Consider the following 24,834-nt stretch of genomic DNA (forward strand, 5'->3'; position numbering starts at 1 on the left):
GTATAACGGAACCAGCTCGTTAAAACGCCGGTATAACCAACCGGTATAACGGAACCAGCTCGTTAAAACGCCGGTATAACCAACCGGTATAACGGAACCAGCTCGTTAAAACGCCGGTATAACCAACCGGTATAACGGAACCAGCTCGTTAAAACGCCGGTATAACCAACCGGTATAACGGAACCAGCTCGTTAAAACGCCGGTATAACCAACCGGTATAACGGAACCAGCTCGTTAAAACGCCGGTATAACCAACCGGTATAACGGAACCAGCTCGTTAAAACGCCGGTATAACCAACCGGTATAACGGAACCAGCTCGTTAAAACGCCGGTATAACCAACCGGTATAACGGAACCAGCTCGTTAAAACGCCGGTATAACCAACCGGTATAACGGAACCAGCTCGTTAAAACGCCGGTATAACAAATCGTGCGATTTGTTATACCGTTACCTGGACCAGCCCAGAGCCACCACCCTTCAGCCCCTAGTCCTAAAAAAAGAGGACCGCTCCAACGAAGCGGCCCTCTACACACTACACGCAACAAATGTATCTCTCAGGCAACAGCCAGTGAATCGGTGGGGGTATCCCCCGTCTCCCCCGTCTCGCTACGCTCGGCCCGGTGACGGGTGTAGTGGCGAACCGCCGCGCTCAAAGGGTACACATCCTCATCCACGCCCCAGCGGGCCAGCGTACGCTCGGCCGCTTGCCTGAGGCCCTTGCTGAACTCTAATCGCAGGTCGATCTCCTCGCGCAGGCGCTGGCGAAACGTACTGGTCACGAACGTGCTGAAGGCAATGGCCCTGGCCGGGGTGATACTCTCAATACAGCCCGAGCGCAGCTGCCACTCGGGGATCTGGACCGTAATCGTCTCGCTCAGCGCCGCCTGCGCCATGGGACTCACGGCCGTATCAAAGTGGCGGCGCTCACGCTGGAGGAGCGTGAACAGATAGACCGCGTAGGGGTTGAACGGCTTGCGCTGCTCGCGGGAGATAAACAGGGCTTGATTCTGGGTGGAGGCCAGAATGATGTGTTTGACCAGGGGCGTAACAGCCAGCGTCAGGCTGCGGCAGGCGGTAGAGGACATGGGGAAAAGGAAAGAAAAGAGAGCGTTACGATCAGAGAAGTAAACCTAGTGGTCACTACTGAGGCAAAACAGGTCACCACTGTGTAATTGGCGTGGTAGTGACCGATTTGCCTGGTTAGTCCAGGTCGTAGGGCTCATCGGGGTAATCCTCCTCCTCATCCTCTCCCGTCTCATCGATGGGCCGGTGGCGATCCTGGTAGGTGGCGCGAATGGACTGGCAACCCGCCAGAATCGCCTGCATGGCGGGGGTGAGTTGATTCGCCATGGGCCCAGCGGCAATCAGCAGCTGACCCGTGATGGGCTCAAAGCTGGCGGCCACAAATTCATCATACCCATGCTGGCGGCAGAGCGCCTGGAGAGCCTGGGTAAAGGCGGGGGAAGGAGAGAGGGAGCGGGGCATAGAAGGGGTGAGTGAGTTTGGCAAACTGGCAGCGGACAGGCTTGCCCCTCACCAGCTTACGAAGCTAAATCACCGCTTTTGATGCAGCACAATAACTTGAGGCCAGTTACACTTTTTCTTGTAATTATCTATATGCCAGCCAGTTGCTTAGCGCGTGCCAGCTCGCCAGGAAGCCGTTTTCGGTGGTAGCGCGACAGGCCTACCAGCGCCTGGTCCTGAAGCAAAACACCCTGCCGGGTGATGGCCTGCACTTGGTGGGGATTAACGGCCACGGACTTGGTAATCCGGGCCATAAAGGGGAAGCGCTGGCACATCACCCGCAGCGTGTAGCCGTACACCAGCGGCCAGCGCTGACCCCGCACGTGAACGCGGGTATAATTGTCAGCCGCCTCAAAGCGCATGATCTCAGTGATGGGCAAAGGTCTGCCCAGCCCACGCAGGTGCAGGCTGGGCAGACCTTTGAAAGCAGAAGGACTAGAGCTCATGTAAAAGATCAGGAGCCGTGAGCTATCGATTGAATTTGGCGTACAAGCCTTGCATAGCCACTTGGGTGACCTGCTGCTCGCCGGTGGTGGGCACACTCTGCACAATGGCCGCACCGGTGGGCTCCGGCTGGGCTAGCTCTGGCTGCATAGCCATGTGCGCATTCCACCACTTGTTCATGCAGGCGGCCCCGTGTTTGGGCACCATCGAGCGGCAGAAGAGCTGCAACTGCTCCAGATTGGCAAAGGTGTACTTGGAGTGGTCCAGCTCGGGAAACCATACTTTTTTGCGGGCATTGCCCGAGCGCTGCTGGGGCGGCTGGCCCGTGGATGTGAGCACCTGGTAGATCCCGTTCAGATGCGTCAGGATGGGCTCGCACTGGGCCACCCAGCTGTGGGCTTTGTAGCCGCTCCGGTACAGGGTCAGGATACACGTTTGCTGCTCCTTGGGAATGCGCAGGGTTTGGCCCGAGGGCAGCTGGGTCAGATTCTCGTAGAGCCGGATCTCATCGCTCTTGGGCAGATACAGCGAGAGGGGATTGCCCAGTTTGCGGACCAGTAGCTCGGCCTTGTTGGTGAGCTCAAAGCCTTGGCCTTTGGAGTAGCCCTCCATCATCGAGACCCGGTTGTGGCCGTCCTGGGTCATATCGATCTCCCAGCGGAAGGTGCTTAGGGCGGGGTCGGATTTGAACTTGAGGGGAGAGAAAGCGCGGGGCTGGGGGCGATTGGACGCGTTTGAGATGGTCATGGCTGACGGGGTTGCGTGTTTGTGGCCGGATGAGGCCGGGGTTGTTTTTTGCTTTTTTTGGGCCCTAACGTTATCAGAGTAACCCAAGGCGTAACATTGAGCAACGATTGAATAACTTCTGTCACATTTGTGCCAGGACAAAGGCTCTCCTAACCGAATAACTGCGTTTCGGTGGGTAAGAAAACCCGGCTTTGCTGCCGGGGCACAGAGGGTCTGGTCAAGCGCTAAAGGGGTGATTCTCTGGCGGTATAGCGGGTGTAAATCCAGCGGCTGCTTGCAATCAGCCTCGGGATCTGGGGGAGCGGTATGGTCGCTAGCGGAAGGGCGGGGGTCGGGAAGCGTTGTTCATGGCAGAAGGGAAGAACTTGAAACGGGTTTAGGAGGTCAGGGGGGCAATGATCGGGGCGATAGCGGGGGATGAACAGGTCACTACTGAATCTGGTGAAAAAGGCGATCAGTTGGCGCTAGGCAATTAGTTGTCGGGGCACGTGCCGGACGCAGGCCAGATGGCGCAGCACCAGGGCGGGCTCCACACCCTCCAGCAGCGGCACCGGCCCCAGCTGCTCCTGGACAATCTCGTAGGTCACCAGCGCGTGGGAGATCTTCACCCAGGCCTCGTGGGTGAGCTCTATCATGCCAAACTCCTGGGGCACCAGCTGCTCGACAACTGTCAGCAGCGCCGGGGGCACATACGTGGGCTGGCGATCCAGCCAGCGCAGCATGTCCTGATCGATCAGGCGGCGCACGGTGGAAAGCGCTTGTCCGCACACAAAGTGGGTCTGCCACTTTTGGGTGCTATCCAGCACCGCCGGGGGAATGGGGGAGGCCACCGGGCCAGGGGCGGCGATGTGCCGGGTGACAAAGGTTTTTAAGAGCGAGTGGAAGGTAGCCATTTGCTAGAGGCGGTTTGCGGATTGGAGGAATGCGATCAGCTCATTCTGGGCCAGCAGCCGGTGGTAGTGGGCCAGCACGGGCAACAGGAGCGGTTTTTGCCAGGGGTGGACGTAGCCCAAATAGAGTTCCGTATCGGGGTCGTACTTGACCATCCCCAGCAGCTGGGTTACAGGCTTACCAAAACCATCCAGCTGGGGCTCCTCTGTACGCCTGCGCAGCTCGCAGGTGTGCTCATCCAGGTGCAGCCAGTGCAGGGATTGGCTAGCCACCGCCTGAAGGTTTGGGTCAACGGCCTCCAGGTAGGGGGCGGGGGCGGGACTACTCATCGAAGTGCTTGTCCAGGGGGTTTTTGAGCGCCTGCCTGAGGGCAGGAATCAGCAGCGAGGCGATCAGCAGAGTGATCAGCAGCAGGGCCAGAATCTTCATACCGTAGGCAGGGGGATCTTGGCCAGCCATAATACTTGCTCGTAGTGATCGATCAGGGCGTTGAGGGGCACTGAGAGCAAATGGGCTTCGGGGTCTTCGCAATTGCCAATCCAATGCTCCACCCGCTCGGGGTTAATGCTCTGGTAGGGGGCCATGTAGAGGGCCATGTTTTTGCCCGCCTGCCAGTGCAAGCGCTGCACATATAGATCGCGCAACCGGCGCAGAATCAGCTGCATCTCGGGGTCGTGGTCCTGGGCAGGCCCTGAGGGCCTATTGGCGGCGCTGGGCTTGAGCTTCGGGCTAGGCATGGGAGTTGAGCTTGATAAAGGTGAGCTGATCCCGCATGAGCAGATCATACAGCGTGGCGCTGGTGGCAGAGCCTGATAGGCGCTCTTTGAGGCGAACCCGGGCCAGTTGCTGGTAGGCCCTGATTTGGGTGAGTCGGCTGCTGGGGCCGCTGGCTAGGGCGGGGCTGGCGCTTTGGGCAGCCCTGATTACATTTGTGCGCATATTTGATTAGGTTTCCGCCCCGGCTCTGTCTCGTCCACAGGCCGGGGCTTTTTTGTGAGAAATAAGTAGGCTCGATAAGGGCCAAGAATTAAGCCGTAAGGGCCGGGTGACTGACGGCTACGCGCTGGATCAGCCCTTGCATGCGCTCGCTTAGATTGGCCACCTGCTGCCCGGTGAGCCTATCCAGATACCAGCCCAAGGCTACGCTACAGAGTACGTTGAGCGCGGGATTCGACAAGTGCGCTTCCAGCAGGGCAATGGCGTCCAGAACGTGCTCTTTAGTGGCCCGATCGGGCAAGGGTAGGGATACAACGGCTTCGGGCGAGACGACCGACGCAGTGAGACTGGCTGAATCCAGCGCTGGAGCTACCGGGTAGGCTACCGGAGTAGCGGCATTGAGGGCAGTTTTCATAGGATTAGGCCGGATTGATCAGTGGTTTGTAAGCCTCCATCCATTCGCATTCTGACTCGGTAGCCACGTAGCCTTTCTGGCCCGTGCGCTTGGAGCGAAAGCTATCATCGGTTACCCCGTGATACTGGCAGAAATCCCGGCGGGCTAAAGCCCGCAGGTTGGGCGATACCCTTTTGTAAGCTTTGTTCAACCGTTGGCTAAGGCCTAGGTCGGTTGGCTGCTCAATTGTTTGTGTAGTGTCCATCTCGCATTACATTTGTGCTGTTACTATGCTACAAATATTGCGAGATTTCGCAAATGTCGCAAGTTTTTCAGGCTCTATTTTGCGATTTTACGCAAAATAGTTTGCAATTACTTGACTATCAATGACTATTGACAAGTTCGCAGTAGAGAGATTATATAAAGAAAGAGGGTTTAATCAGGACACTTTCGCGGCAGCTATAGGTATTAGCCCTAGAAAACTCTCCGGAATCCTTTCTACAAGTGCGATAAAGAAGGTAGCAGACTTGCAAGCAATCGCAAAGGCGCTAGAAGTGACCCCTGAAGCCCTATTACCTAAGGAGCCAAAATTCACGGATGCTGTACGTATCGATATGACAGCGAAAGGTGAACTACAGAAAAATTGGGCGGGTAGTGAGTTTCAGGATCTACCTGACGGGCAGATCCTGATGACCATACCTTTAGTTGATCAGTTCGCCTATGCGGGTTACCTCTCAGGTTATAATGATGCCGAGTTTCTCCAGGAGCTTCCCAAGCACTCCTTCATCGTTGCCAAGCGGCATACAGGGAAGTACCGGGCCTTTGAAGTGCGGGGTGACAGTATGGATAATGACCGGCGGGACGCTATCTGCGCTGGCGACATCGTAGTGGGCCGTGCCATCGAGAAGACGCTTTGGAAGAGCAAGTTCCACCTGCACCGCTTTGAGGACTACGTCATTGTCCACCAGGACGGCATCCTGACCAAGCGAATATCAAATCACAATGTGGAGCAGGGTATTATAACGTGTGTCTCTACCAATCCTGATAAAGAGTCGTACCCTGATTTTGATCTTCGCTTATCGGAAGTGTATGAGATCTATAATATAGTGTCAGTAACCCAAAAGCGAGGAAGGCGGTAAAAGACAGCTTAAATTAGGTTTTTTATAAACTTCAAATCAATATAATAACATAACTATAAAAAATCAATGGTATAGCAACAAAATTCCTTAAATTGATCAAAGTGAAATAAAATCCTCAATTCTCTATGAAATCAATTGCAATTTTTAATAATAAAGGAGGCGTAGGTAAAACTACACTACTGTGTAATTTAGCAGCACACTACTCTATTAATAAAAACAAAAAAGTAATTGTAATCGATGCAGATCCTCAAAGTAACTCTACTCAATACATGATTGACGAGGAGGCTATTATAAAACTATATAATAAGGGATCCGGCACGTTGAATGATGTATTCATTCATTTAAGAAAAAAAGATCAGTACTATAATAAAACTTTACCTATAATTAGAAGCCCAAAATTCAAAGTAGATTTACTGCCGGGGGACCCTCAAATTTCAACCTTTGAAGACTATCTGAGCAAAGACTGGTTTGATGGGATTGAGAGGGGAAATTCAAGAGCACTTAGAACAACAAATATTTTTAAGGATTTACTCATAAAACTTGAAGAACTAGATTACGATCTAGTATTTTTTGATTTAGGGCCGTCTTTAGGCGCTATTAATCGTGCAGTTTTGTTATCCAGTGATTACTTCTTAATTCCTATGTCTTCGGATATCTTTAGTTTGAAAGCAATAAATAATATTGAAATAACATTAAAAGAATGGAAAAGCACTTTTATAAAAGGATTAGAAAATTATAAAGGTTTGGAAAAAGAACCATACGAAATACAAGGAAAAGAAATAGTTTCAAACTTGAAATTTGCCGGTTACATTACCCAACAATACATTGCTAAGTTAAAAAACGGTCATCGTCAGCCTGTGGGAGCTTTTGAGCGTATTATTAAACAAATTCCTTCAACCATAGAGAAGCTCCTAATTCCTTTATTTAATCCAGACAACCAACTTCTTACTGAGTCCTATAATTTAGGTGAAGTTCCCAATTTACATAGTCTTGTACCATTCTCTCAATCTGCTAATGCTCCAATATTTAAGCTAGGCAAAGACGATGGAATAGTTGGAGCCCACTTTTCTAAAGTGAAAGAATATGGAAACTTAATCAATAGTATAGCTAACAAACTTTCTTCGAATCTTGAAAACATATGATCAGCTGGCCAAAAAGTGTAGTTGACAACATTGCACTTAGAAGGAGTGTAATAGTTTTAGGATCAGGAATTTCTGCAAATTCCGTTAATGTATCAGGACGCAGACCTAAAACTTGGAAAAGTTTTTTAGAATTTGGTTCTAATAGCATCAACGACGCTAAAATAAAAAGAGAGATAATAAAACTTATTAAGCAAGATGATTATTTAACTGCATGTGAAATTTTAAAGAAAACTTTAGGAGATCCGGATTTCAACAGCTTAATTATTGATGAGTATCAAACTCCTGGTTACATACCAGCTAAAATTCATGAATTAATATACAAACTAGATTCAAAAATAGTAATCACACCGAACTTTGATAGTATTTACGATCGCTATGCTTCATCGACCTCAGCTGGTACTGTCACTGTCAAAGAACATAATAGCACCAATATCACAGAAGCATTAAGAATGAATAAAAGGATTATTTTAAAAATTCATGGTAAAGTTGAATCTCCGGGTGACCTTATATTTACAAGAGCATCCTATGCCAAAGCCAGACATAAGTATAAAACAATGTATGAATTCCTAGATGCTTTACTAATTACACATACATTTCTGTTTCTAGGCTGTGGTACTAATGATCCTGATATTAGACTACTTTTAGAAGATCATAGGCATAGATTTCAAGAGTCTGGCAACCACTATTTTGTATTGCCTAAAACCGCTACCTCGCCATCTGTTAAGAGTGTCTTAGAAGAAACTATGCACATTAAAATTTTAGATTATTTAACTCCTGGGGGTTCTCACACTATTTTGCAGGACTCATTATCTTTTTTAGCTGATCAAGTCGATATTAGACGTACAGAAATTGCAAGTTCACAAGATTGGTGATAATTTTTATTCAAAATAAAATGTAAAAAAAACTTAATTAGTTTGACACTAAATTTGTATAATCAAAAAAAAGATGATAAATACTAAATTCAACTTTACTGCCAAAGTTTTTCTTATGAACAGAAAAAAAAGAGTCGTTAAAGTTAGAATGAATACTAATTGGAATCAGAAAACTCGTAGTTGATATTGAGGTACTTGTACGTAATATATTATTAACTTCACTTAAAACTGAAACACATTTTAGATTTTTATTTTCAATAAATCCTAACATTCCCTCAAACGGTAACCGTGTTGAGATATGATTTCTTTGTGTAAATTTTTGTACATCAGATATGTATGCTTTTGTATCTGATAAAAACAGTATTCTTTTACACTCAATAGAAAAATATACATTTTCTTCAAAATCCATCCACTCAGATGCTAAACCCAACTTACTTATATAAATGTCAATTTTATCAACTTTCTCTCTAGAATCGTTACTATCAATGTACCTTTTTTGAACCTCATAATTAAAACAGATATTTTCTAAAAACGACGTTTTAGAATTCAATATATGTTTATTTGGTATCAGGTATTTCTCAATCAGTTCCATCTTAAGAAAATCTTCAGGTTTATGAGTTGTATTCTTACGAATCCAATCTTTACTATACACAGGACTATCCAACTTTAACAAATGATAGCATTCGATAATGTACCAAATAATGTGTTTTATCCGAACATTCGTAATTGCAACGACGTTACTCCTTCTTTTCACAAAGGTTGAAGCGTTAAGATTCATTTGAATCAGTTGTTAAATGGTTGATCTCTGCCTGTTCTATGGCATCTCTTATTTCCGCTACGTCATGCCAAGCAATTGCACTGTGCCAGCATTTATACTCGTTTGGCTTTATTATATAGAATGAATTTTCTTCAAAACCTTTTATATCCTTCTGTATATATAAATTTTTAGAGGGATCATTAGTACTAACTATTTGTGAAATACTTAGTTTTTCAGCCAATCTTCTCAATACCTCTTTCTCATCCGTATCTGTTACGTGAAATATTACTTTATCTCTTGAAGCAGTATCATTTGAGAATGAAAAGTTCATAGCTATAAAATAATTCAAAGGGTAAACATCAATTCTCAAATCTTCATCCTCATAAATATTACTAAACTGATCAATAAATATTTTTATGTACTTATCAAGAAAATCTTTATTACCATTTACTTTTTTTGAAAACTTGTATTGTCTACTAGCTTGAAATTGGAATCTAGATACATCATAAACATAATCAATCAAGTTTTTCTCTATAGGAGTTATCTTGTATATATCTTGTACTATTGAATTAATAACTTCATAATCTTTGTCAGAAAAGGGGGGCTGGCCTAAATCAAATGTATTGTACCAATTTTTCAAATGAGATATAAAAGTGTCTACTTTGGCTACCACCTCTTTTTTAACTTCCATAGCTGGATTCAAAAATGGAAAAGAGATGTATTCATCTAATTTAATTTCGGGTCTTGTTGCTACTCCCCAAGCGGAAGATGTTAAGAATTGATAATAGGTAAATAGGCGGCTAATAAAATAGCCGTATAAAAGTTTTAGTTCATCTATATTATTTTCACTAGTAATACCATAAACTCCATGTCGAAATACAACAGGTCGATCTACAAACGATACAACTATATCAGTTTCATCCTTTGTACGGTGCTTAAGTAAGATTGAATGTCCAGCGAATAAACTTTCTTTCCTGCCACTCTCCAAAAAAACGTCATTTTCAGTTAATACATTATTTACGTTAACATTAGTATAATATTTCTCAATACCTTCTGTTTCAATTATGCTTTTGTTAACTAAGAAATTAAAATTTCTTTTAGGAGTTCCTTTGTAGATTCCATCGCCTTTCACGTACCTCTCTCCCGACAGAAGATCTTTAACTTTATAATCGATTCTATTTAATCTCTTTAAAAAGTTAAAATCAAGCGGACCGCCATACACAGCTAGCTTAAACATCCAATCATTATCCAAAAAATATATTTGATTTATATTTTTATAATCTTGTTTTTCTATAACAATACTTTTAAAGTGTTTTAGGAATATATTTGATTTTATTGATATATGCTTGACAATATTTTTAAGGTGTTCCCTACCATCAGACAATCGAAAATATACTATTGCTGCTGGACTATTCTTTTCTTCAAAAATTAGCTTTCTAACTGGTGATAAATCAAAGAAAAGATCTAGGCAGAAGGTTGTCAGAAATTTTCTTTTAAATTCTTTTGTGGTATCTGAAACATTATAAAATAGTGTACTAGTCACAATCAATGCCGATACAGTATTTATTTCCATGAAGTCCTTTGACCGTATTAAGAAGGATTGGGCGATTTCATATCGGCCTGTTATATTCCCACTTCCTTTTAACCAATTCAAATGGTAAAGCTCTTTGTTACTTTTCCAAGGAGGATTACCTAAGATGAAATCTAAAGATTTTATCTTTATTTTCTTATTAAAAGGATGTTCTAAGTCGAAAAAGTTTGCTTGAAACAAGTTTTCGTTTATTAGTTCAGGAAAAACAAAATTATCTAAAATCGTTTTGGGGTCTTGATAATCTAGTAAAGCTATATATATTGAGAAACATGTGACTTTGAGAGCATGAGCATTTAAATCTATTCCAAATAGATTATTTTGTGCAATTTCTTTAAGTCGAGTTTTTGTAATTTTTTTATCGATAGTAGCTATCTCTTTATCGACCATTCTCCTATATGCTTGAACGAGAAAAATTCCTGACCCACAAGCAGGGTCAAAAACTTTACATTCAGCAGTCATGGAATTATTTATATATTTATCAACTGTTTCAGTCAATATGTATTCGACTATATATGCAGGTGTATATATTGCAGATTGCTCATCTCTCGTATCTGGGCTGATTAAAGATTCATATATACCACTTATGACCTCAACAGGAATTATGCTAAAATCGAATATTTCGAAGTAAAAATCTGTTCCTCTAAAAAAAGAATCTTGGCCAAAATGTTTCGCGTCACTAAAAACGAATGATAGAGCTTCTGCCTGAAATTCTGTTATATTTATATCTACATCTTCAAATAATACGCCATTTAATTTACTATTTAAGGCATTAAAAAAATCAATAAGTAAGTTTCTATCTTGTACCAATAAACTAAAACTGCGTCTACGCTCGATTATACTGCTACCTCTAATGTATTGCTCATCTAATTGAACATTCCTATCAATTAAATATCTTATAAAAATTAGCCTGAGTATTAAAATATTTGCTTTATCTTCATTTAGTGGATTATCATGAATTGGATCCATCAATATCTCTCTCACGGACTTGATGTTTTCAAAAAGTTTATGATTTACTCTCTTTTTTGTTATGTTGTTCTTATAATACTCTTGTTGCAACCATTCCCAACTTTCACCGCTTTGCAACTGCCAAAAGGAAAACTTGCTTCTCCTTTCATCTGGCGTCAACAATATTTCTTGTAATTCTTGCTTATTTTTATTAAAGTCAAACGCATTGAATAGTTTTATTTCATCATTCTTTATTATAAATATTAAAGGAGAGTTATCGAAAGACCAGACTTGTTTATGTATTTCTCTTTCTCGTAAAGAATCTACATTTTTTGATAAATCAAAAAATAGAATATATGGCTGATTATTAAATATATAAAATGCATCAGGTTGTATTATATTTATTTTTTTAATAATCTCAGCAGAGAAATTATTAAATTTATCTACTGATTTACTTTCTCTAAAGTAAACAGCATCTGTAGCTAATAAATTTAGCTCACTCAATATATTCAAAAGTGCTCTACTCTTCAAAACGCTGATTGTTAATGTGTTTTAATTAAATGATAGTTAGATAATCCACTTGACATCTCTCCTTTTCACCCTCTTACCCCATTGTATCTTGTAATATACTTATTTAAAGTTTTTTGTTCTCGAAATGTTTCAATAAATACCATATAGACAAAGAATGTATTTCCTTTATGCCTCATACTACTGTTCGCTAATACTCAGCTAGTTCTGGCAAGAACGTCTTTACAACTCGAAAAGCCAAGTAATAGGTAAAAATATATCGTATTTTAAATTTGAAGCCATGTAATGAACGTGTGGCTTCTGAAAACTATGTCCCGAAGCAGTGCTTATCTAACTCGTTGATTGCAACTAGTTTCATAAATTTACTTCAGCCTTGAATGTCATCATCTACGTTAGCAGTGTTCTTCAATTACTTACCTTTCTTTCTTACTCTATTTGCAGCCCTTAGGCATGTTTTAACCGATCGTTCAACCCACGTCTAAGTTAGCCCCGACAAGGTTACCAAGCCTTTATAACCTACTGAGAACGGTCGTTCAATATATGTAAAGAGAGGACAAACGACTCTATTTGGGGGACGAACGTATCCATCCGCCCCTAGGCAGGGATCAACCTTGCTCTCCCTGACTCCTGGCGGTAGAACCTTTGCCACTACCCTGCATTGGATTTGTTTGTTTTCTCCCCTTGACGGACGCTGAGTCTGGCGGGCTTTTCCCCCTACCTGATCACGGAGCTGACAACCCTTCCCGGAGGGGAACTTCCACCGCCGGGGGAGTCCATGCCTTCGTATGGATACGCTGGATCCGTACGCCCTTTGGGGCTGCGTGCTGCCTGATCTATCGGAAGATTGGTCGCAGGTGCAGCAGCGATTTTGAGATGCGCGTTTTGACCGTGCCCAGCGGTAGGGCCAGGTGTTCCGCTATTTCCCGGTGGGTATACCCCTGCCAGTACGCCAGTCGAATCAATTGCCACTGCTGGGGTTTCAAATGCCGCCTAACCACCTGGGCCAGTTCAATGGCATCAATCGCCTGCCCCGCCTGAATTAACGCTGGTATCGCCTCGAGTTCAGCCTCGAAAGAAGCATAGGTGATTCTTCGTTGGCGTAAGCTATCCAAGGCTGTATTGCGGGCGATGGTATAGAGCCAGGTAGCCAGCGCACCCTGGCTGGCATCATACTGTTGAAAGCGCAACCAGATCTTCACGTACGTATCCTGCAAGACGTCCTCGGCCTGATCAGGCTCTTGTAGTAGCTGCGTGATCACCCTGAGCAGCGCCCGGTGATAGCGTTTGTAGAGGTATCCAAAAGCAGCCTGGTCGCCTTTTTGTATCAACCAAACCAGGGTCTCTTCACTGTACTCAGTGCTTAGTGGCATATCAGTTAAAGACTGCGCCGAAATATATGGTCTGGGGCTTTGACCTTCAGCCTGATAGGGCCTGTAGCCTTAGACTGAGGACGTAAATGTAGCGTAAAGATGCGCTTAGCAAGGGCAAGACACGGTATTATTTAAATAAAATAATACATCAATCTAATCGTGCCGCTTTCGCCGTAGGTGTAGCGTACTGCTCCTCAACGTCATGAAAACGCTAATCACTCTCTTCAACCAGTTCGACCGCCTGGATACGGCCATCAATCGCTGGCTGGTAGCCCATAGCATTGCCCTTTTACGAATCGGGATGGGCCTGGTTTTCATTGGTTTCGGGGTACTCAAGTTCTTTCCCGGTGTCAGCCCGATCGAGGATTTGGCGACCCGTACCACGACGGTGCTGACCTTTGGGCTGTTGACGGGTCACAGCGCCATGAATTTTGTCGCTGGTTTGGAGACCATCATTGGCCTTTGCTTCCTGAGCGGCCGCTTTCTCAGAGTAGGGGTTTGGCTGATGGCCGGCCAGATGATAGGGGCCATGTCGCCCCTGGTGATCTTCCCCGGGGAGCTTTTTCTGGCTACCAACCACGCCCCAACGCTGGCCGCCCAGTACATCATCAAAGATATCATTCTGGTGGCGGCCGGTATGGTCCTAGCATCCACCTGGACGGGAGCACGCATTGTTGCCCAGCCCCAAAGCCTACGCAGCACCCTGCCCCGGCCGGTGCCTAAGGTAGAGCGCAGTTTGCAGGTGGCCTAGCCCTGACTGGATACCTCTGCTTGTTGTCAGTGAAGCTGAGCTGCTGCCAGCTGCACTGACTGCCGGTCCCAGATTGCCCAGGTACTGACTACCAGACCAGGCGCAACAAGCCCTTTGACGCCAAAGCCATATTCCGGCTCCTTCAGCGGGCTGCCTCAAAAAGGACTGGTTAACCTGGTCATTTTACAGCCTGACTACTTGTCGAAAAACGGCTCAGAGAGGCGAACACTAGTAGCGTTACAAGCCTGCCTGATGATGGCCTTTGCGCAGGGCAATGCGCATGGCCCGGTGCTGTTGCAAGAGCGCCTGGCGCTCCTGCTGCTGCTGAGAAACCAGCAGTTGCCGATCAGCCAGATTGATCTCGTAGAGATAAGCCTGAAGCTCCTCTTCTTTTTGCTTTTCCTGGAGCGTTAATCGAGCCCTGGCTTCGTAGGCCAGGTGATGCTGCCACTGTTGATCATAAGCCCGGTCCAACTGGCTTTGTTGATTCTCCGGCTGGTTGGGAATGCTTTCCATACCTCTCTAACCGCCCCCATCAGAATTTGATTAGAAATAACTCACCTTAGTTCGTTTAAGGTTAAGCAGCCGGGAAGGGCATCTGGTTGAAGCGATTAGCCTCATAAAAGGTGCGAATCACCCGGAGCACCAGCGGCTCATCACCGGGCGGTAGCTCCCCCTCCAGGGGGAAAGCCGCCTTTATCTGGTCAAGCTGGGAATGGTTAATAGTCTCATACCCCATGCTCAAGTCCGTGAACAGGCGGTGGGTGATGGGCCGGGTCAGGATGCGTTCGAGCTGGTGGTGGCGCGGATCTGCTTCAATGCGCCGGTAAACGGCCTCAACGGCCTGCTGCTCTCCCTCCAGGACCTGGATGATGCTACCCCGCACGTAGAGGAACACGCCGGTAATACCCAGCAAGGCGTTGGTGCGTCGGCTCTGCTCAAGCATCGCCGTCAGTTGCTCCTCAAAGGGGCCAACGGCCCGGCTGAAGTAGATGATACATGATTCCATAGGTTCCGGTGGTCAACAAGTGGGTGAGCTTGCTGGGCAGTGAAAGCAGTAAAGGTAAGGAAAAGCGCACCTGCGTCCGGGCAACAGACCTGTCCGTTCCTATTGGTCTTGTCATCGCGGGCGGCTATGAGCGAGTTGCTGACCCGCTTCACTCCGTCTCGCCACTGGGAGCTTTCTCCCGACTGGCCGTTTCTACCGCTTCGACGAATTCCTGGGTTGAGACGGTATGCACATAGGGATCGTCGAGCTCCTGGGCAGTGTCCGGATCGATCAGCCCCGGCGGGGCTGGATCAGGCGTGGTGGTATCCGGCGCGGCTGAATCCAGGTTTTCTGGATTTGGGGTAGTAACAGGATCTGGTGAGGTCATTGGGCGGGCAGCTAAGGGTGAAACATCCGGCAAAGGTGGCTATAAATTACCGCCTATTCCTGATAGGAAACTGGCAACGCGGCCAGGTATCCACCAAAAGCGTCCGCCGTGGCCCGGGGAAAGCTGGCCTTAAAGCCGGAGCACCCTTACGGGGGGAGGCAATGATTGACCCGGCCAACTGTCAATGAGCGCTTCAAGGCCACCTGTTTGACCTGGCTCAGTCATGCCCAAAACCACTTAATAAGTCGCTACCTGGCCAGGTAACGAGGCGTCTTATTGGCACAAAATTTGCTACTTTTTACCAGGCTAAAAAAAAAATCCAGCCGTAACGATCCTGCCTGGCCATAAGGATTACATTTCACGAACATAGCCGAATCCATACCTGAAGCTCAAGGAAGCTCTTTTATAAAAAAATCCATTGACCCGTCTAATTAAAGGAGCAGATTCCGGCAAACCGGCCAGTACCTTATTGTAAATAAAGACTGATATATTACCCAGTAATTGACTACACTTTTAATAAAAAATTTTGCCGATCAATAAATTTTTCAGTTGCTTTCAGCCCATAAATTTGTTGGCGTATTTATCACTACATTTTCCGTAGTTTCCTATATTTTATTCGTTCAATTATTGAGCATACCCCACTTTTTAAACAGTCCTATTTGATAATTTTTATTTTTTTATCGAGCCCGAATTAGCCTGTTATCTAGAATTAAAATGCTCTAAATCAATTAATTACATACTAATATTTACGTATATCAAAGTACGTATTATCTTCTCTAAACGGATAATTTCACTCCCCTTCGTTGACCGTTTACTATATATATTAACATATGTTTATTGTCTGATGCAGCTTTGTGACCGGTAATCGTTTTGCCACGCAGTTTCCATTTTATCAAAGCTAAATGACTACCAAATCAGCAATCATTCAGCTTCCAAAAGAACTGCTGAAACAGTTGGCTTTTACCATCACACTTAAACAAACTTTCTGGGTCAGAAAGCAGCTATCCACTAGCGCAAAGGGCTAGCTGAAACCAATACGTTATGAGAACCTACGGTTACGATTATGCCTTTGCAGTTTCGGTTGATGAGGTCAACCGAATTCTGACAGATAACCTTAAAAACGTCGACCTGGAGCTGGCCTATAGTGGCTCGGATCCCCAGAGCGGATCCACCATCAACCTGACGGCTAAGATGGCCCCCTGGCAAATCGTAAAGGGGGGGCAAAACACCCTGCTCCGCTTTTCGATGCCCTTCGAATCGGGAGACCTAACCATCACGGGACCTCTGGCCAACCACTACGATTTGACCAATGTGGCGGTGGTCGTTGAGGTGACCCTGGGCTGGCTGGGCTCAAGCGATTCACAGGAGACCCAGGGCAGCGGTAGTCTGACCCAGCTTGTTTTTGCCCCCACGGGAACGGCCGACCCCGCCCAGGCGGGCTACGTGGCGTTTGTCGCTATCCTTGATCCCGACAAACGACTGGATACGGTAGGCTCGGGTTTACTGCGCAGTTATACCGTGGCCATTCTGGTGGAGAACAGGGCCAAGATCAACTACATCTTCGCTGACGTTTTCCCCAAACCAAGCGGGGTCAGCTCGTGGCTGGCTCCCTACAAGTGGATCTATTACTACGCCACCGGCCAGGCCTACGATGCGCTGTGTTTTCTGTGTCAGCTCAGCGATAAGCCCTGGCCGGCCACGCCCAAATTTGAATCCAGTGCGCTGACTACCAACAACAATGCCATCATTCTTATCTCCCAGGCTTCCTTTTTCGATCAGGTGGTGCTGCCCGGCATTCGCAAAGCCTTCCCCGGGGGCACTTTTTCCCTGGCCGTCCAGGCTGACGAGAGCTGCGTGATCAGCAACTCGGGAAGCTTCTCCATCAGCACCAGCGCCGGAACCATTACGGCGGATTCCCTCAAGCTCACCACCAGTGATGCAGGCAACGGCCTGAAAACGGTTGCCTCGGGCGGGGGGCCGCTCAAATTTTTCTTTGGCCTGGGTGATCTTCCCGATGCCAGTTATTCGTGGAGTTGCCAAAATACCAACGCCCTGCAGTTTGCCAACAACAACGTGACCTTTTTGAGTGATCCGCAGCCGGTTACTCATCATGATCAGACCATTTACTGGTACGACTGGGTGATCCTGGTGGCCGTGGGCATCACCTCCCTGCCTGGCCTGATCTCGGTGATCGTCGACAGCATCAACGATTTTTCCGATGGGGTCAACAACGTAGGCATTGGCAATATCAACGCCAATCTAAGCGGCGCGGTCTCGGGTTCAGTGGTCAATCTGGCTAATCTGGTTGATTGGTCCACCAAGAACGAGCAACATTTCCTGCCCGCGACCGCTGGTCTGGACGGCGTTTTGTACGTCTACGGCAACCTGAATTAACAACCAAATAAACCACTTAACCATAGTTTACCATGCTTACTATTGACAACCCGGCTGATCTGCCCGTACCACAGGTAGTAGCTGAACTGCCCGTTAACCCTACCGCCGATACCAATGATTGGGACACGGTTTTTGCCATTCGCTTCAATGACGCCAATACGGCCATTACCAGTAGCTGGGGCAGCGTTAGCGACAAGGCCAAAAATGTGGCCCAGCAGGCCAGCGACGACCCGTCCTATCAGCTGAGCGGCACGCTCGGTCCCTGGCAACTAACCGTGGGCGGAGACGGAAAAAACATCCGCATGAATTGTCCCTTCGTCAGCGGTACCTATCAGGCCGGGGGGGCTAAAAGTTACGATATAACCAACTACCAGGTTATTATTGAAGTGGGCATGGAATGGGTACCCGACCCGGATCAGTTTGCCTTTTCCATTGGCGGAAATGATCAGATTGACGCCATAAAGGCTGATCTCAACAAGAGCGTACTGGACGCGGCGCTGATAGCGGAGTTTCAGAAGAACGGGAAAACAGTAGCGGCAACGGCCGTAGTTACGCTTCTCACCACGGATCAGGATTGGCTCATTACCGATGGCAAGATCAACTATTACCTGTTCTATAACACCGACAAGTACAAAAATGAATTCCTGCAGGTCTATCAGTTTGAAGATGCCTGGAAAAATAACCTTCAGCTGCTTAAGGAAGCCGTCAGTGCCCAGCAGCCCGCCGTGGTGCTGGTTACCATCAAGAATGACCAGACCCAGGGCATTGCGGCGGCGGTCCTGCCCCAGCTGCTCAGCGAGTGGTTCAATACCAATATTGGCGAGTTCAATAATGTCTTCAGCTCGTTGGACATTAGCCCGGGCCTTTCGACAAAGGATAACTACACCTGGATCAAACCGACCGGAACCAGTTACGCCGTAACGGACATGGGTACGCTGGACAACAGCGTATTTGGCGTGCTGACCATGACCCGGGGGCGGCCTTCCCCGGCCAGCCACTCGGTATCGCCAAACGCCATACCCACGGCGGACGGAGCCAACGCCGGGTTCTTAATCAGTGGTCCTGCCTTTATGAAGGAAATGATGCTGGGCGGGGCCCGGACCATCTTCAGCAATGAACCCGAGACATCCTTCGATATAACTAACGATGGCTTGACGGTAACCAATAATAAACAGTTAACCTGGGGCCGCTTCAAGAAAGACGATACGCCCAAGGACAGCGTCTCCTCCTCTTACGGGGGGCAGCTGGACGCCAATCAACTGCCCGATCAACTGGTGGCGGATCTGAAAGGAACCTGGGTGTCTACCGGAGAGGGAGGCGGTTACTATGATCCAGGTATTATGGTGGCAGGCTACAGCGCCACCGTATCCAACCAGGGACACAATTGGTATCTGACCAGTCCCGACGGCCAGACGGAGTATTTGCTCGAGCTGAGCGACACCGATGCCACAAAGATCGATTTATTCGACTCCATGCTCTTTACCATCCAGGCCAAGCAGTTTAAGATGAGTTTGGACAACAGCTACCTGGAGATTCAGTTTATTGACCTGTTGTACCCCGAGAGCTGGGAATACGACGTCCACATCAACTATACCGAACAGGTGGCCCTGGGCCTGAAAGCCATAGGCGGTAAACAGATTTTCTGGTTTGATCAGGTGACCAAAGACCTGGTGGTCAACGTAAGCAAAACCAAAACGGCCATCACTGTAGAAATTGTTGAGGATTGCGTGGTAGGCGTCATTGGGCTGCTTGCCGTGGTGGCCCCGCTGCTGGACGGCATCCGGGCGGCAGTCTCCATTGGGGAAGTGCTGGAAGAAGGGGGCTCAGCCGTTGTGTCAGCGGAAGGCATTGCCGAGGCGACCGAAAACACGCCCCTGCTGGAGCAGCAGCTCAACGAGGCGGATGGGCTGGCCAACGGCGTTGAGCAGGCAGGTGGCCGCTGGCCCGCTTTCAAGAACGCCTTTACGGCTACCCGCTGGAAAGTGCTGGGTGGCATCGCCGCCGTGATCGGCGCGGCCGTAGGCGTCCAAACGGCGGTAGAAGCCATCATGGAAGCCATGGCTAAGGGTGATTGGGAAGATGTGCCGGGGTTTGATGAGTTTGCCAATGATGCTATTGAGCCCTACAGCTGGCCTGGCGTTACCGGGTATGAGTTGAAGAACGCGGTGCTGGCCGCCTCCCTGCAAATTGGTTTGCAAACTAAACACTAACACGCCGTGATCGCAGCCAATCAGCAGGCCGTCTACACATATGGCTGGGATACCGCCTTTGGTATCCCAGTACCAGATGCCAACAGGGCCATCGTCGACAAGAAATCATCGCCTCTTTCTTTTCTCTACGCCGAGAGCAGCTTCAAGCTCTCCAGTAACTTCGGGGACTGGCAGATCTGTGAGGGTGGTTCGGGCAAAAATGTCCGGTTTGCCATTCCGCTGACCGGCATTGAGCTCACCTACACCGCCAGCGGTAACACGGTAAGCTGCCCGGCGGGGGTTGCCGTTATGGAAGTAAACATGCGCTACGTTCCGCACGCTGAGGCGGCAGCCCAGGACACTCCGGGCGATCCCCACGCCCTGGTGGTCGACTCCACCAGTAGTTCTGAATTGCAGCCCGCCGCCATCGTCGTCTCACTCACCCTGAGCCAGGACGTAGGCAGTGTCTCGCAGGCCATCATTCAGGAGGGGCTAAAAGACTGGCTCAATGCGCACCTGGATGAGTTCAATCACATCTTTAGCGTGGTGGACCTTAACCGCAAGATTGATCAGGGACAGTGGGGCTTTGTAACGCCCAATTACACCAGCTACGCTTACTTGGATGGCCCTGATCTGTCCACCAGCCTGCTGGGTGTGCTCACCATGACGGGAAACCGAACGGGCGATGATTTGGCCAATCAGCTGTCAAACGACGTTGTTCCCCCCGGGAGCCGGGCCGGTTTTCTGGTCTCCCAGCAACGAACGCTCTCGGATCTGGTGCGTCCCGCCATCGAGCAGGCCTACCCGGGCCTGAATGCGGATAACTTTCTGCTCAATGATGCAGCCACCAAGCTTTATCTAAAAGATGGCGTCTCTGTTGGTTTGACGCCCATCAACCACGACGGATCAACCTACTATCCCATCCTCAGGCAGCTGAGCGTAGAGTCCACCGGCAGCATACTTACCCTGCAGAGCTATACGGAGACCGAAATTGTAGCCGGTATTACCGCCCAATGCACCACCACTAACTGGTACCAAGTGCAGCTGGGCAGCTCCAAAAACGGCCAGACCCTGCAGTTTGTGGAAGCTCAGCCAGCCGATGTGCAGCATGTCATTCACCAGTCAGAAGGTTCCATCATCACCCAACTGGTCATTGCCATTGTTGCCTCGATTGCCCTGATCATTTTGACGGTGGTAACGGGCGGAGCCGCCCTGGTGGTAGGCGGATTAATTATTGGCCTGATTCTGGGTGCCGATATGATCGTCCCCGACGTTATTCAGGCCGTTAACACGGACACCTCGCCCTCGATTGATCTGCTGCTGGTTAACGCCGTGGCTCCAATTAAGTGGACGGCCAGTAAGGATTTTGAGTTGACCTATGCTAGTTTGAATGTATCCCTGCAGCTCGGCGGCAACCCGGGCTTTCTCTAAACTCAGTACCTATGCAGACTAACCAACGGGCGGTCAAGCTACGAACCGCCGTATCGGCCCCGCCTACTACAGGCGACGCGCTGGCAACGGATCAGCAAGTTCACCTCTCTTTTGTGGCGATGGGTGACCGGCTGCCCACCGCCCTGGACTATGGTATCCAGAACCAGGAGCAGGCAGCCCGCTTAAACCAGGCGCTGCTCTACTTAAAATCCCTCGACGAGACGTTTTTCCAGTGGCTGGAAGCAGATGCCGCCCACACCATTCTGTTTGCCAACCAGCCGCTGCAGGCGCTCCGAACCGTATTTCCCGACGTTGATCAGTCGTTGAATCTGCCGGCAAACCTCTTCAGCTCCCCGCCTTGAGTAAGGCCTCTCAAAATTGAAGTTCAATAAAACTGGCCTTGATTTTTTAAGAACACGAGCATAGTTTATTCGTCGAAGATCCGTCCGGCGCGTCCCATTACAATCCCATGATTGAGGAACTACTGAGCTTACCGAATGCACTGGTGACGGGCCATCAAGCCTTTCGCCGTGCAAGCTATCGCCCGTTAATCGATGGCTATTCTGAGCGAATGGGAGCAATCGGCGTCCCTGACGCGGAATTACTTTACGGTAACCCACCGATACGCCATTCGCTTTTCCCTATGACCATGTGACTCACAGAAGCCCAGGCTGAGCTAACCTTTAGTCCACAAACGGGGATCGATCAATAGGGGCTTCTGATTCACTACCCGGATCTGCCCGTAAGCCGGATGAGCCGCGTGCAGCAGGTAATTGACCCCGTCAGGCATTACCGAAGAAGGGACGCCCAGGGCCAGTACGTCGGGCGCGCGCAGCCAGGTGTACAGAATGGTTTGACTGCGGCTATAACTGTCATCCTGCCAGTAGGGGGGCAGCTCATTGGCAGCCATTATTCGCAGACTATTACCGGGAATCTCCAGGGTAAAGAGTCGAAAGGCAGGCAGCTCGGCGTAGGCTACCTGCGGCATATGGACCAGGATTTCCACCAGGGCCAGCGCCGCGTGCTCGGCCGTGTAGAGCAGGCCCACCCCGGGCGGATTCCAGCGGCCTCCGTTCAGCCAGGTACCCGTCGTATCCAGGGGCTGACCGGCGTATTTCTGGCGCACAGCCCGGTAAACAAGTGCCATGGCTTAGCCGAAGATGCCGTGATCGATCCGCCCCAGTACCCGGTCCACCAGCTGGTAGCCCGTGACCGTATCCAGGGTTTGCCAGGGCGTCTGATAGTCCAGCTCCCGCAGCGGAGCCCGCAGCCAGCCCAGCACCGTGGCGGCGCGGCCCTCAAAGGTATCCAGGGCGTGCTGAAGGAGGTTCTCCAGCAGCAAAAGCCGCTCGGAGGCGTCCTGGCTGATGCGCTGATCGGTTTTGAGCCGGTGCAGATAGGAGGCCGACAAACCCAGGGCGGCAGCCATCTCCTTGTCAGTAAGCCCCACCAGGGCCGCCACCCGGTCAGCTTCGGTGCGCAGCACCCCCTGGCGGCTGCGGAGAATGATCTCCCGGTCGCTAAAGGGAGCAGTTGGCCGGATGTAGTGGGGTGGCCCAGAAAGCGCGGTAGCCATAGAAGTGAACTTTTACACTAAGATAAGTAGCCCAGTTCACTTTCCCAGCGATTTTGCTATCAAATCAGCTTAAGAGGGTGATTTCTTCCAACGGGGCAGATTGACACACTAGGCAACGAGTTTTGTAGTTGATAGCAGACCAGGTATTGAAAAATCAGTCTGTTACCAAAAAGGGGATCTGAAAAAGAGCCCTGAAACTGGCCAATCAGCTAAATCAGAAGGGGGTAATTTATCCTATAAAAAAGGAGTTCTTTTTTGATAGAGCAGACTATAACACATTGAAAGACAGACTATAAATAAGGCACTAGTCCATAACCCTGTAAATCTTCCCCGTTGGAAGAAGAAGACCTACTTCCCCCTGCTGCTGGCCCTCAAGCAGCAGGGGGCGGTCAAGCCTGCGCAGTTCACTCAGGCGTAATCAATGCATGCCGCCGAGCAACTAAATCGGCAGTGACTATACCCTTTTTGTATTATAATTTATACATTTATGTTTTAGTTATAATATACCAAACACGACTGCACCGGTCTGGTTCAGTCTACCTAAATCACGTAGCGATGTCTTCCACTGCTGATCTACCCCTGGGGGAAAAGGCCCTGCTCATCTTCAAACTCTACGAATCAGCCGATCGCAGCCATTCCCGTCCCTTTTGCCCGGGTGTATGGGTCGAGCGCGAATCGGTTCTGGGCGGCCGCTACGGCTACGGGACCAGCCACCGCTTTCAGCTTGAGCCCGGCCAGATTGGCACCTTTGTGGCCGCCATGGCCCCGCTGCTGAAACAGATCGAGCACCCCGATCACCCGGAAGTCCTCACCCTGCAACTAACGGTTCACCTGGCTTCACCCGAGCTGTTTGCCAAGATGCCACCCCTGGACTGGTTTAACATCGGCATTGGTTTGACCATGGAGCTGGATTCAGCCGGGGAAGCTGGAGACTGACGTTTTTAACCGGGTCGCCTGGGCGTTCCACCACAACCCCTACCCGTCTACAATAGTCCGCCCTTACTGATCGGCCGGATCCTGGAGCTGGCGGGCGTATAATCTGTACTTACCAACCTCAGATTTGATAGGAAAAGCAGCCAGATACCCCTCTACTTCCCGGTTTTGGTAGGGATGCTCCCGGACGATCTCGGCCGGATCGATAAAGAAAATATTATGACGCACCTGGGTGATGTTGCCCAGGCGATCCCGCTGGGTGTTGAGCAGGTGTTCCTGCTGGTTGGCGTACTCCCCCGAGGGCAGCCGGTATTTATAATTGGCCGTTACGTAGAGATGCTGCCGTTCGTAGTTGGACAGGGCCAGTTCGTAGTGCTCCGGACGAAGCAGGATTTGCTGCCATTCGCCTATTTGCTGGTGGTACAGCTCAAGCTTGTCCTGAATGCCAGGCTTGTCAGTGACAAATAACTGATTTAGTTTTGCCTCCAGAGCGCCCGCCTTAGCCGTCAGATCGTCCACGTAGAGCCTGATCTGCTCCACTTTCATATCCGTGGTCATATCCTTGGCTTTAACGAGCCTGTAGCGATGTTTTCGGTAGAAGGTGACCCGTACAGCGGGTTTGTGCAGATTGACAAACTTGATGGACCGGCAATCAAAATCGTACACCGGCTCAAAGAGCGCCTGGTAGGCGGCATCCACAAAATGGATTACGCCCGTAGCCGCCCAGTCCCCTTCTATATCCCAGGCATCCCTATCAGGCCGAAGCTTGGGCACCTGGTTCATCAGGTGGGTCAATAGCTGTAAAAGCCGGTCATATTCAGGTCGGGCGTAATGCTTACGATGGGCAGACGGGGCAAATTCTTCCTCTTCCATACAGAAAATGGCGTGATTGAATGGGTAATAT

28 protein-coding genes are annotated in these 24,834 nt (G+C 48.8%); 9 read left to right on the top strand and 19 right to left on the bottom strand.

Annotation, left to right across the window (positions count from 1 at the left end; genetic code table 11):
• Positions 1–554: 554 nt before the first annotated feature.
• The 10 genes from ACAW87_RS25085 to ACAW87_RS25130 form a co-directional block, all read right to left on the bottom strand.
• Entirely contained in the window at positions 555–1,085 is a 531-nt protein-coding gene (locus ACAW87_RS25085; protein ID WP_370726415.1) for a hypothetical protein, read from the bottom strand.
• Positions 1,086–1,200: 115 nt separating this feature from the next.
• Complete coding sequence (locus tag ACAW87_RS25090; RefSeq protein WP_370726416.1) at positions 1,201–1,485, bottom strand: hypothetical protein; 285 nt, start codon at positions 1,483–1,485, stop codon at positions 1,201–1,203.
• Positions 1,486–1,613: 128 nt separating this feature from the next.
• Positions 1,614–1,970, bottom strand: coding sequence for a LytTR family DNA-binding domain-containing protein (locus tag ACAW87_RS25095; RefSeq protein ID WP_370726417.1), 357 nt, complete (start codon positions 1,968–1,970; stop codon positions 1,614–1,616).
• 22 nt (positions 1,971–1,992) lie between these two features.
• Positions 1,993–2,715 carry a hypothetical protein gene (locus tag ACAW87_RS25100; protein WP_370726418.1) on the bottom strand — a complete coding sequence of 241 codons (723 nt, stop codon included), beginning with the start codon at positions 2,713–2,715 and terminating at the stop codon, positions 1,993–1,995.
• A gap of 464 nt (positions 2,716–3,179) precedes the next feature.
• Complete coding sequence (locus ACAW87_RS25105) at positions 3,180–3,608, bottom strand: hypothetical protein (RefSeq protein ID WP_370726419.1); 429 nt, start codon at positions 3,606–3,608, stop codon at positions 3,180–3,182.
• Positions 3,609–3,611: 3 nt separating this feature from the next.
• Positions 3,612–3,935, bottom strand: coding sequence for a hypothetical protein (locus ACAW87_RS25110; RefSeq protein WP_370726420.1), 324 nt, complete (start codon positions 3,933–3,935; stop codon positions 3,612–3,614).
• A gap of 96 nt (positions 3,936–4,031) precedes the next feature.
• Positions 4,032–4,343 carry a CAP domain-containing protein gene (locus tag ACAW87_RS25115; RefSeq protein ID WP_370726421.1) on the bottom strand — a complete coding sequence of 104 codons (312 nt, stop codon included), beginning with the start codon at positions 4,341–4,343 and terminating at the stop codon, positions 4,032–4,034.
• Positions 4,336–4,545, bottom strand: coding sequence for a hypothetical protein (locus tag ACAW87_RS25120; protein WP_370726422.1), 210 nt, complete (start codon positions 4,543–4,545; stop codon positions 4,336–4,338). The genes ACAW87_RS25115 and ACAW87_RS25120 overlap by 8 nt, the downstream gene beginning before the upstream one ends.
• Positions 4,546–4,633: 88 nt before the next feature.
• A complete protein-coding gene (locus ACAW87_RS25125; protein ID WP_370726423.1) occupies positions 4,634–4,957 on the bottom strand; it encodes a hypothetical protein in 324 nt (107 codons plus the stop codon).
• 4 nt (positions 4,958–4,961) lie between these two features.
• Entirely contained in the window at positions 4,962–5,201 is a 240-nt protein-coding gene (locus ACAW87_RS25130; protein WP_370726424.1) for a hypothetical protein, read from the bottom strand.
• A 121-nt stretch (positions 5,202–5,322) separates the two neighbouring features.
• Between ACAW87_RS25130 and ACAW87_RS25135 the strand changes: the two genes are divergently transcribed.
• The 3 genes from ACAW87_RS25135 to ACAW87_RS25145 all read left to right on the top strand — a co-directional run bounded on the left by ACAW87_RS25135 (position 5,323) and on the right by ACAW87_RS25145 (position 8,089).
• Positions 5,323–6,075 carry an XRE family transcriptional regulator gene (locus ACAW87_RS25135; RefSeq protein WP_370726425.1) on the top strand — a complete coding sequence of 251 codons (753 nt, stop codon included), beginning with the start codon at positions 5,323–5,325 and terminating at the stop codon, positions 6,073–6,075.
• A gap of 125 nt (positions 6,076–6,200) precedes the next feature.
• Positions 6,201–7,217, top strand: a complete 1,017-nt coding sequence (locus tag ACAW87_RS25140; protein ID WP_370726426.1) for a ParA family protein — start codon at positions 6,201–6,203, stop codon at positions 7,215–7,217.
• The gene (locus ACAW87_RS25145) at positions 7,214–8,089 is read left to right on the top strand and encodes an SIR2 family protein (protein WP_370726427.1); all 876 of its coding nucleotides are present in this window, start codon (positions 7,214–7,216) and stop codon (positions 8,087–8,089) included. Before ACAW87_RS25140 ends, ACAW87_RS25145 begins: the two co-directional genes overlap by 4 nt.
• Before the next feature lie 37 nt (positions 8,090–8,126).
• Here ACAW87_RS25145 and ACAW87_RS25150 read toward each other — a convergent pair whose 3' ends face one another.
• The 3 genes from ACAW87_RS25150 to ACAW87_RS25160 all read right to left on the bottom strand — a co-directional run bounded on the left by ACAW87_RS25150 (position 8,127) and on the right by ACAW87_RS25160 (position 13,280).
• Positions 8,127–8,867, bottom strand: a complete 741-nt coding sequence (locus tag ACAW87_RS25150) for a hypothetical protein (RefSeq protein WP_370726428.1) — start codon at positions 8,865–8,867, stop codon at positions 8,127–8,129.
• Complete coding sequence (locus ACAW87_RS25155; protein WP_370726429.1) at positions 8,857–11,913, bottom strand: DNA methyltransferase; 3,057 nt, start codon at positions 11,911–11,913, stop codon at positions 8,857–8,859. Before ACAW87_RS25155 ends, ACAW87_RS25150 begins: the two co-directional genes overlap by 11 nt.
• 830 nt (positions 11,914–12,743) lie before the next feature.
• On the bottom strand, positions 12,744–13,280 hold the full coding sequence (locus tag ACAW87_RS25160) for an RNA polymerase sigma factor (protein ID WP_370726430.1): 537 nt from the start codon (positions 13,278–13,280) through the stop codon (positions 12,744–12,746).
• Positions 13,281–13,482: 202 nt separating this feature from the next.
• Here ACAW87_RS25160 and ACAW87_RS25165 point away from each other — a divergent pair, with 202 nt between their 5' ends.
• Positions 13,483–14,031: a DoxX family membrane protein gene (locus ACAW87_RS25165; protein WP_370726431.1), complete on the top strand. Its 549-nt coding sequence runs from the start codon at positions 13,483–13,485 to the stop codon at positions 14,029–14,031.
• Between the two features lie 237 nt (positions 14,032–14,268).
• Here ACAW87_RS25165 and ACAW87_RS25170 read toward each other — a convergent pair whose 3' ends face one another.
• The 3 genes from ACAW87_RS25170 to ACAW87_RS25180 form a co-directional block, all read right to left on the bottom strand.
• A complete protein-coding gene (locus ACAW87_RS25170; RefSeq protein ID WP_370726432.1) occupies positions 14,269–14,547 on the bottom strand; it encodes a hypothetical protein in 279 nt (92 codons plus the stop codon).
• Between the two features lie 61 nt (positions 14,548–14,608).
• Positions 14,609–15,040: a BLUF domain-containing protein gene (locus ACAW87_RS25175; protein ID WP_370726434.1), complete on the bottom strand. Its 432-nt coding sequence runs from the start codon at positions 15,038–15,040 to the stop codon at positions 14,609–14,611.
• Positions 15,041–15,188: 148 nt separating this feature from the next.
• A complete protein-coding gene (locus ACAW87_RS25180; protein ID WP_370726435.1) occupies positions 15,189–15,407 on the bottom strand; it encodes a hypothetical protein in 219 nt (72 codons plus the stop codon).
• 1,041 nt (positions 15,408–16,448) lie between these two features.
• Here ACAW87_RS25180 and ACAW87_RS25185 point away from each other — a divergent pair.
• Genes ACAW87_RS25185 through ACAW87_RS25200 form a run of 4 tightly spaced genes read left to right on the top strand, consistent with a single transcriptional unit; the run spans position 16,449 to position 21,783 of the window.
• Positions 16,449–17,801 carry a TULIP family P47-like protein gene (locus ACAW87_RS25185; protein WP_370726436.1) on the top strand — a complete coding sequence of 451 codons (1,353 nt, stop codon included), beginning with the start codon at positions 16,449–16,451 and terminating at the stop codon, positions 17,799–17,801.
• 32 nt (positions 17,802–17,833) lie between these two features.
• A complete protein-coding gene (locus tag ACAW87_RS25190) occupies positions 17,834–20,011 on the top strand; it encodes a TULIP family P47-like protein (RefSeq protein WP_370726437.1) in 2,178 nt (725 codons plus the stop codon).
• A gap of 6 nt (positions 20,012–20,017) precedes the next feature.
• Complete coding sequence (locus ACAW87_RS25195; RefSeq protein ID WP_370726438.1) at positions 20,018–21,421, top strand: TULIP family P47-like protein; 1,404 nt, start codon at positions 20,018–20,020, stop codon at positions 21,419–21,421.
• An 11-nt stretch (positions 21,422–21,432) separates the two neighbouring features.
• A complete protein-coding gene (locus ACAW87_RS25200; RefSeq protein ID WP_370726439.1) occupies positions 21,433–21,783 on the top strand; it encodes a hypothetical protein in 351 nt (116 codons plus the stop codon).
• Positions 21,784–22,097: 314 nt separating this feature from the next.
• On the opposite strand, the gene ACAW87_RS25205 is transcribed toward ACAW87_RS25200, so the two are convergent.
• A complete protein-coding gene (locus ACAW87_RS25205; RefSeq protein WP_370726440.1) occupies positions 22,098–22,568 on the bottom strand; it encodes an RES family NAD+ phosphorylase in 471 nt (156 codons plus the stop codon).
• Positions 22,569–22,571: 3 nt separating this feature from the next.
• On the bottom strand, positions 22,572–22,997 hold the full coding sequence (locus ACAW87_RS25210; RefSeq protein ID WP_370726441.1) for an Xre family toxin-antitoxin system antitoxin: 426 nt from the start codon (positions 22,995–22,997) through the stop codon (positions 22,572–22,574).
• Between the two features lie 555 nt (positions 22,998–23,552).
• Between ACAW87_RS25210 and ACAW87_RS25215 the strand changes: the two genes are divergently transcribed.
• Positions 23,553–23,933: a hypothetical protein gene (locus ACAW87_RS25215; RefSeq protein ID WP_370726442.1), complete on the top strand. Its 381-nt coding sequence runs from the start codon at positions 23,553–23,555 to the stop codon at positions 23,931–23,933.
• 63 nt (positions 23,934–23,996) lie between these two features.
• Here ACAW87_RS25215 and ACAW87_RS25220 read toward each other — a convergent pair whose 3' ends face one another.
• A complete protein-coding gene (locus ACAW87_RS25220) occupies positions 23,997–24,803 on the bottom strand; it encodes a hypothetical protein (RefSeq protein WP_370726443.1) in 807 nt (268 codons plus the stop codon).
• Positions 24,804–24,834 lie beyond the last annotated feature (31 nt).

It is taken from the genome of Fibrella aquatica, assembly GCF_041321135.1.
Lineage (GTDB): Bacteria > Bacteroidota > Bacteroidia > Cytophagales > Spirosomataceae > Fibrella > Fibrella aquatica.

Excerpts from the sequence above, each read along its gene's own strand:
- ACAW87_RS25085 (WP_370726415.1), bottom strand. The coding sequence starts at position 1,085 with ATGTCCTCTACCGCCTGCCGCAGCCTGACGCTGGCTGTTACGCCCCTG.
- ACAW87_RS25090 (WP_370726416.1), bottom strand. The coding sequence starts at position 1,485 with ATGCCCCGCTCCCTCTCTCCTTCCCCCGCCTTTACCCAGGCTCTCCAG.
- ACAW87_RS25095 (WP_370726417.1), bottom strand. The coding sequence starts at position 1,970 with ATGAGCTCTAGTCCTTCTGCTTTCAAAGGTCTGCCCAGCCTGCACCTG.
- ACAW87_RS25100 (WP_370726418.1), bottom strand. The coding sequence starts at position 2,715 with ATGACCATCTCAAACGCGTCCAATCGCCCCCAGCCCCGCGCTTTCTCT.
- ACAW87_RS25105 (WP_370726419.1), bottom strand. The coding sequence starts at position 3,608 with ATGGCTACCTTCCACTCGCTCTTAAAAACCTTTGTCACCCGGCACATC.
- ACAW87_RS25110 (WP_370726420.1), bottom strand. The coding sequence starts at position 3,935 with ATGAGTAGTCCCGCCCCCGCCCCCTACCTGGAGGCCGTTGACCCAAAC.
- ACAW87_RS25115 (WP_370726421.1), bottom strand. The coding sequence starts at position 4,343 with ATGCCTAGCCCGAAGCTCAAGCCCAGCGCCGCCAATAGGCCCTCAGGG.
- ACAW87_RS25120 (WP_370726422.1), bottom strand. The coding sequence starts at position 4,545 with ATGCGCACAAATGTAATCAGGGCTGCCCAAAGCGCCAGCCCCGCCCTA.
- ACAW87_RS25125 (WP_370726423.1), bottom strand. The coding sequence starts at position 4,957 with ATGAAAACTGCCCTCAATGCCGCTACTCCGGTAGCCTACCCGGTAGCT.
- ACAW87_RS25130 (WP_370726424.1), bottom strand. The coding sequence starts at position 5,201 with ATGGACACTACACAAACAATTGAGCAGCCAACCGACCTAGGCCTTAGC.
- ACAW87_RS25135 (WP_370726425.1), top strand. The coding sequence starts at position 5,323 with ATGACTATTGACAAGTTCGCAGTAGAGAGATTATATAAAGAAAGAGGG.
- ACAW87_RS25140 (WP_370726426.1), top strand. The coding sequence starts at position 6,201 with ATGAAATCAATTGCAATTTTTAATAATAAAGGAGGCGTAGGTAAAACT.
- ACAW87_RS25145 (WP_370726427.1), top strand. The coding sequence starts at position 7,214 with ATGATCAGCTGGCCAAAAAGTGTAGTTGACAACATTGCACTTAGAAGG.
- ACAW87_RS25150 (WP_370726428.1), bottom strand. The coding sequence starts at position 8,867 with ATGAATCTTAACGCTTCAACCTTTGTGAAAAGAAGGAGTAACGTCGTT.
- ACAW87_RS25160 (WP_370726430.1), bottom strand. The coding sequence starts at position 13,280 with ATGCCACTAAGCACTGAGTACAGTGAAGAGACCCTGGTTTGGTTGATA.
- ACAW87_RS25165 (WP_370726431.1), top strand. The coding sequence starts at position 13,483 with ATGAAAACGCTAATCACTCTCTTCAACCAGTTCGACCGCCTGGATACG.
- ACAW87_RS25170 (WP_370726432.1), bottom strand. The coding sequence starts at position 14,547 with ATGGAAAGCATTCCCAACCAGCCGGAGAATCAACAAAGCCAGTTGGAC.
- ACAW87_RS25175 (WP_370726434.1), bottom strand. The coding sequence starts at position 15,040 with ATGGAATCATGTATCATCTACTTCAGCCGGGCCGTTGGCCCCTTTGAG.
- ACAW87_RS25180 (WP_370726435.1), bottom strand. The coding sequence starts at position 15,407 with ATGACCTCACCAGATCCTGTTACTACCCCAAATCCAGAAAACCTGGAT.
- ACAW87_RS25185 (WP_370726436.1), top strand. The coding sequence starts at position 16,449 with ATGAGAACCTACGGTTACGATTATGCCTTTGCAGTTTCGGTTGATGAG.
- ACAW87_RS25190 (WP_370726437.1), top strand. The coding sequence starts at position 17,834 with ATGCTTACTATTGACAACCCGGCTGATCTGCCCGTACCACAGGTAGTA.
- ACAW87_RS25200 (WP_370726439.1), top strand. The coding sequence starts at position 21,433 with ATGCAGACTAACCAACGGGCGGTCAAGCTACGAACCGCCGTATCGGCC.
- ACAW87_RS25205 (WP_370726440.1), bottom strand. The coding sequence starts at position 22,568 with ATGGCACTTGTTTACCGGGCTGTGCGCCAGAAATACGCCGGTCAGCCC.
- ACAW87_RS25210 (WP_370726441.1), bottom strand. The coding sequence starts at position 22,997 with ATGGCTACCGCGCTTTCTGGGCCACCCCACTACATCCGGCCAACTGCT.
- ACAW87_RS25215 (WP_370726442.1), top strand. The coding sequence starts at position 23,553 with ATGTCTTCCACTGCTGATCTACCCCTGGGGGAAAAGGCCCTGCTCATC.
- ACAW87_RS25220 (WP_370726443.1), bottom strand. The coding sequence starts at position 24,803 with ATGGAAGAGGAAGAATTTGCCCCGTCTGCCCATCGTAAGCATTACGCC.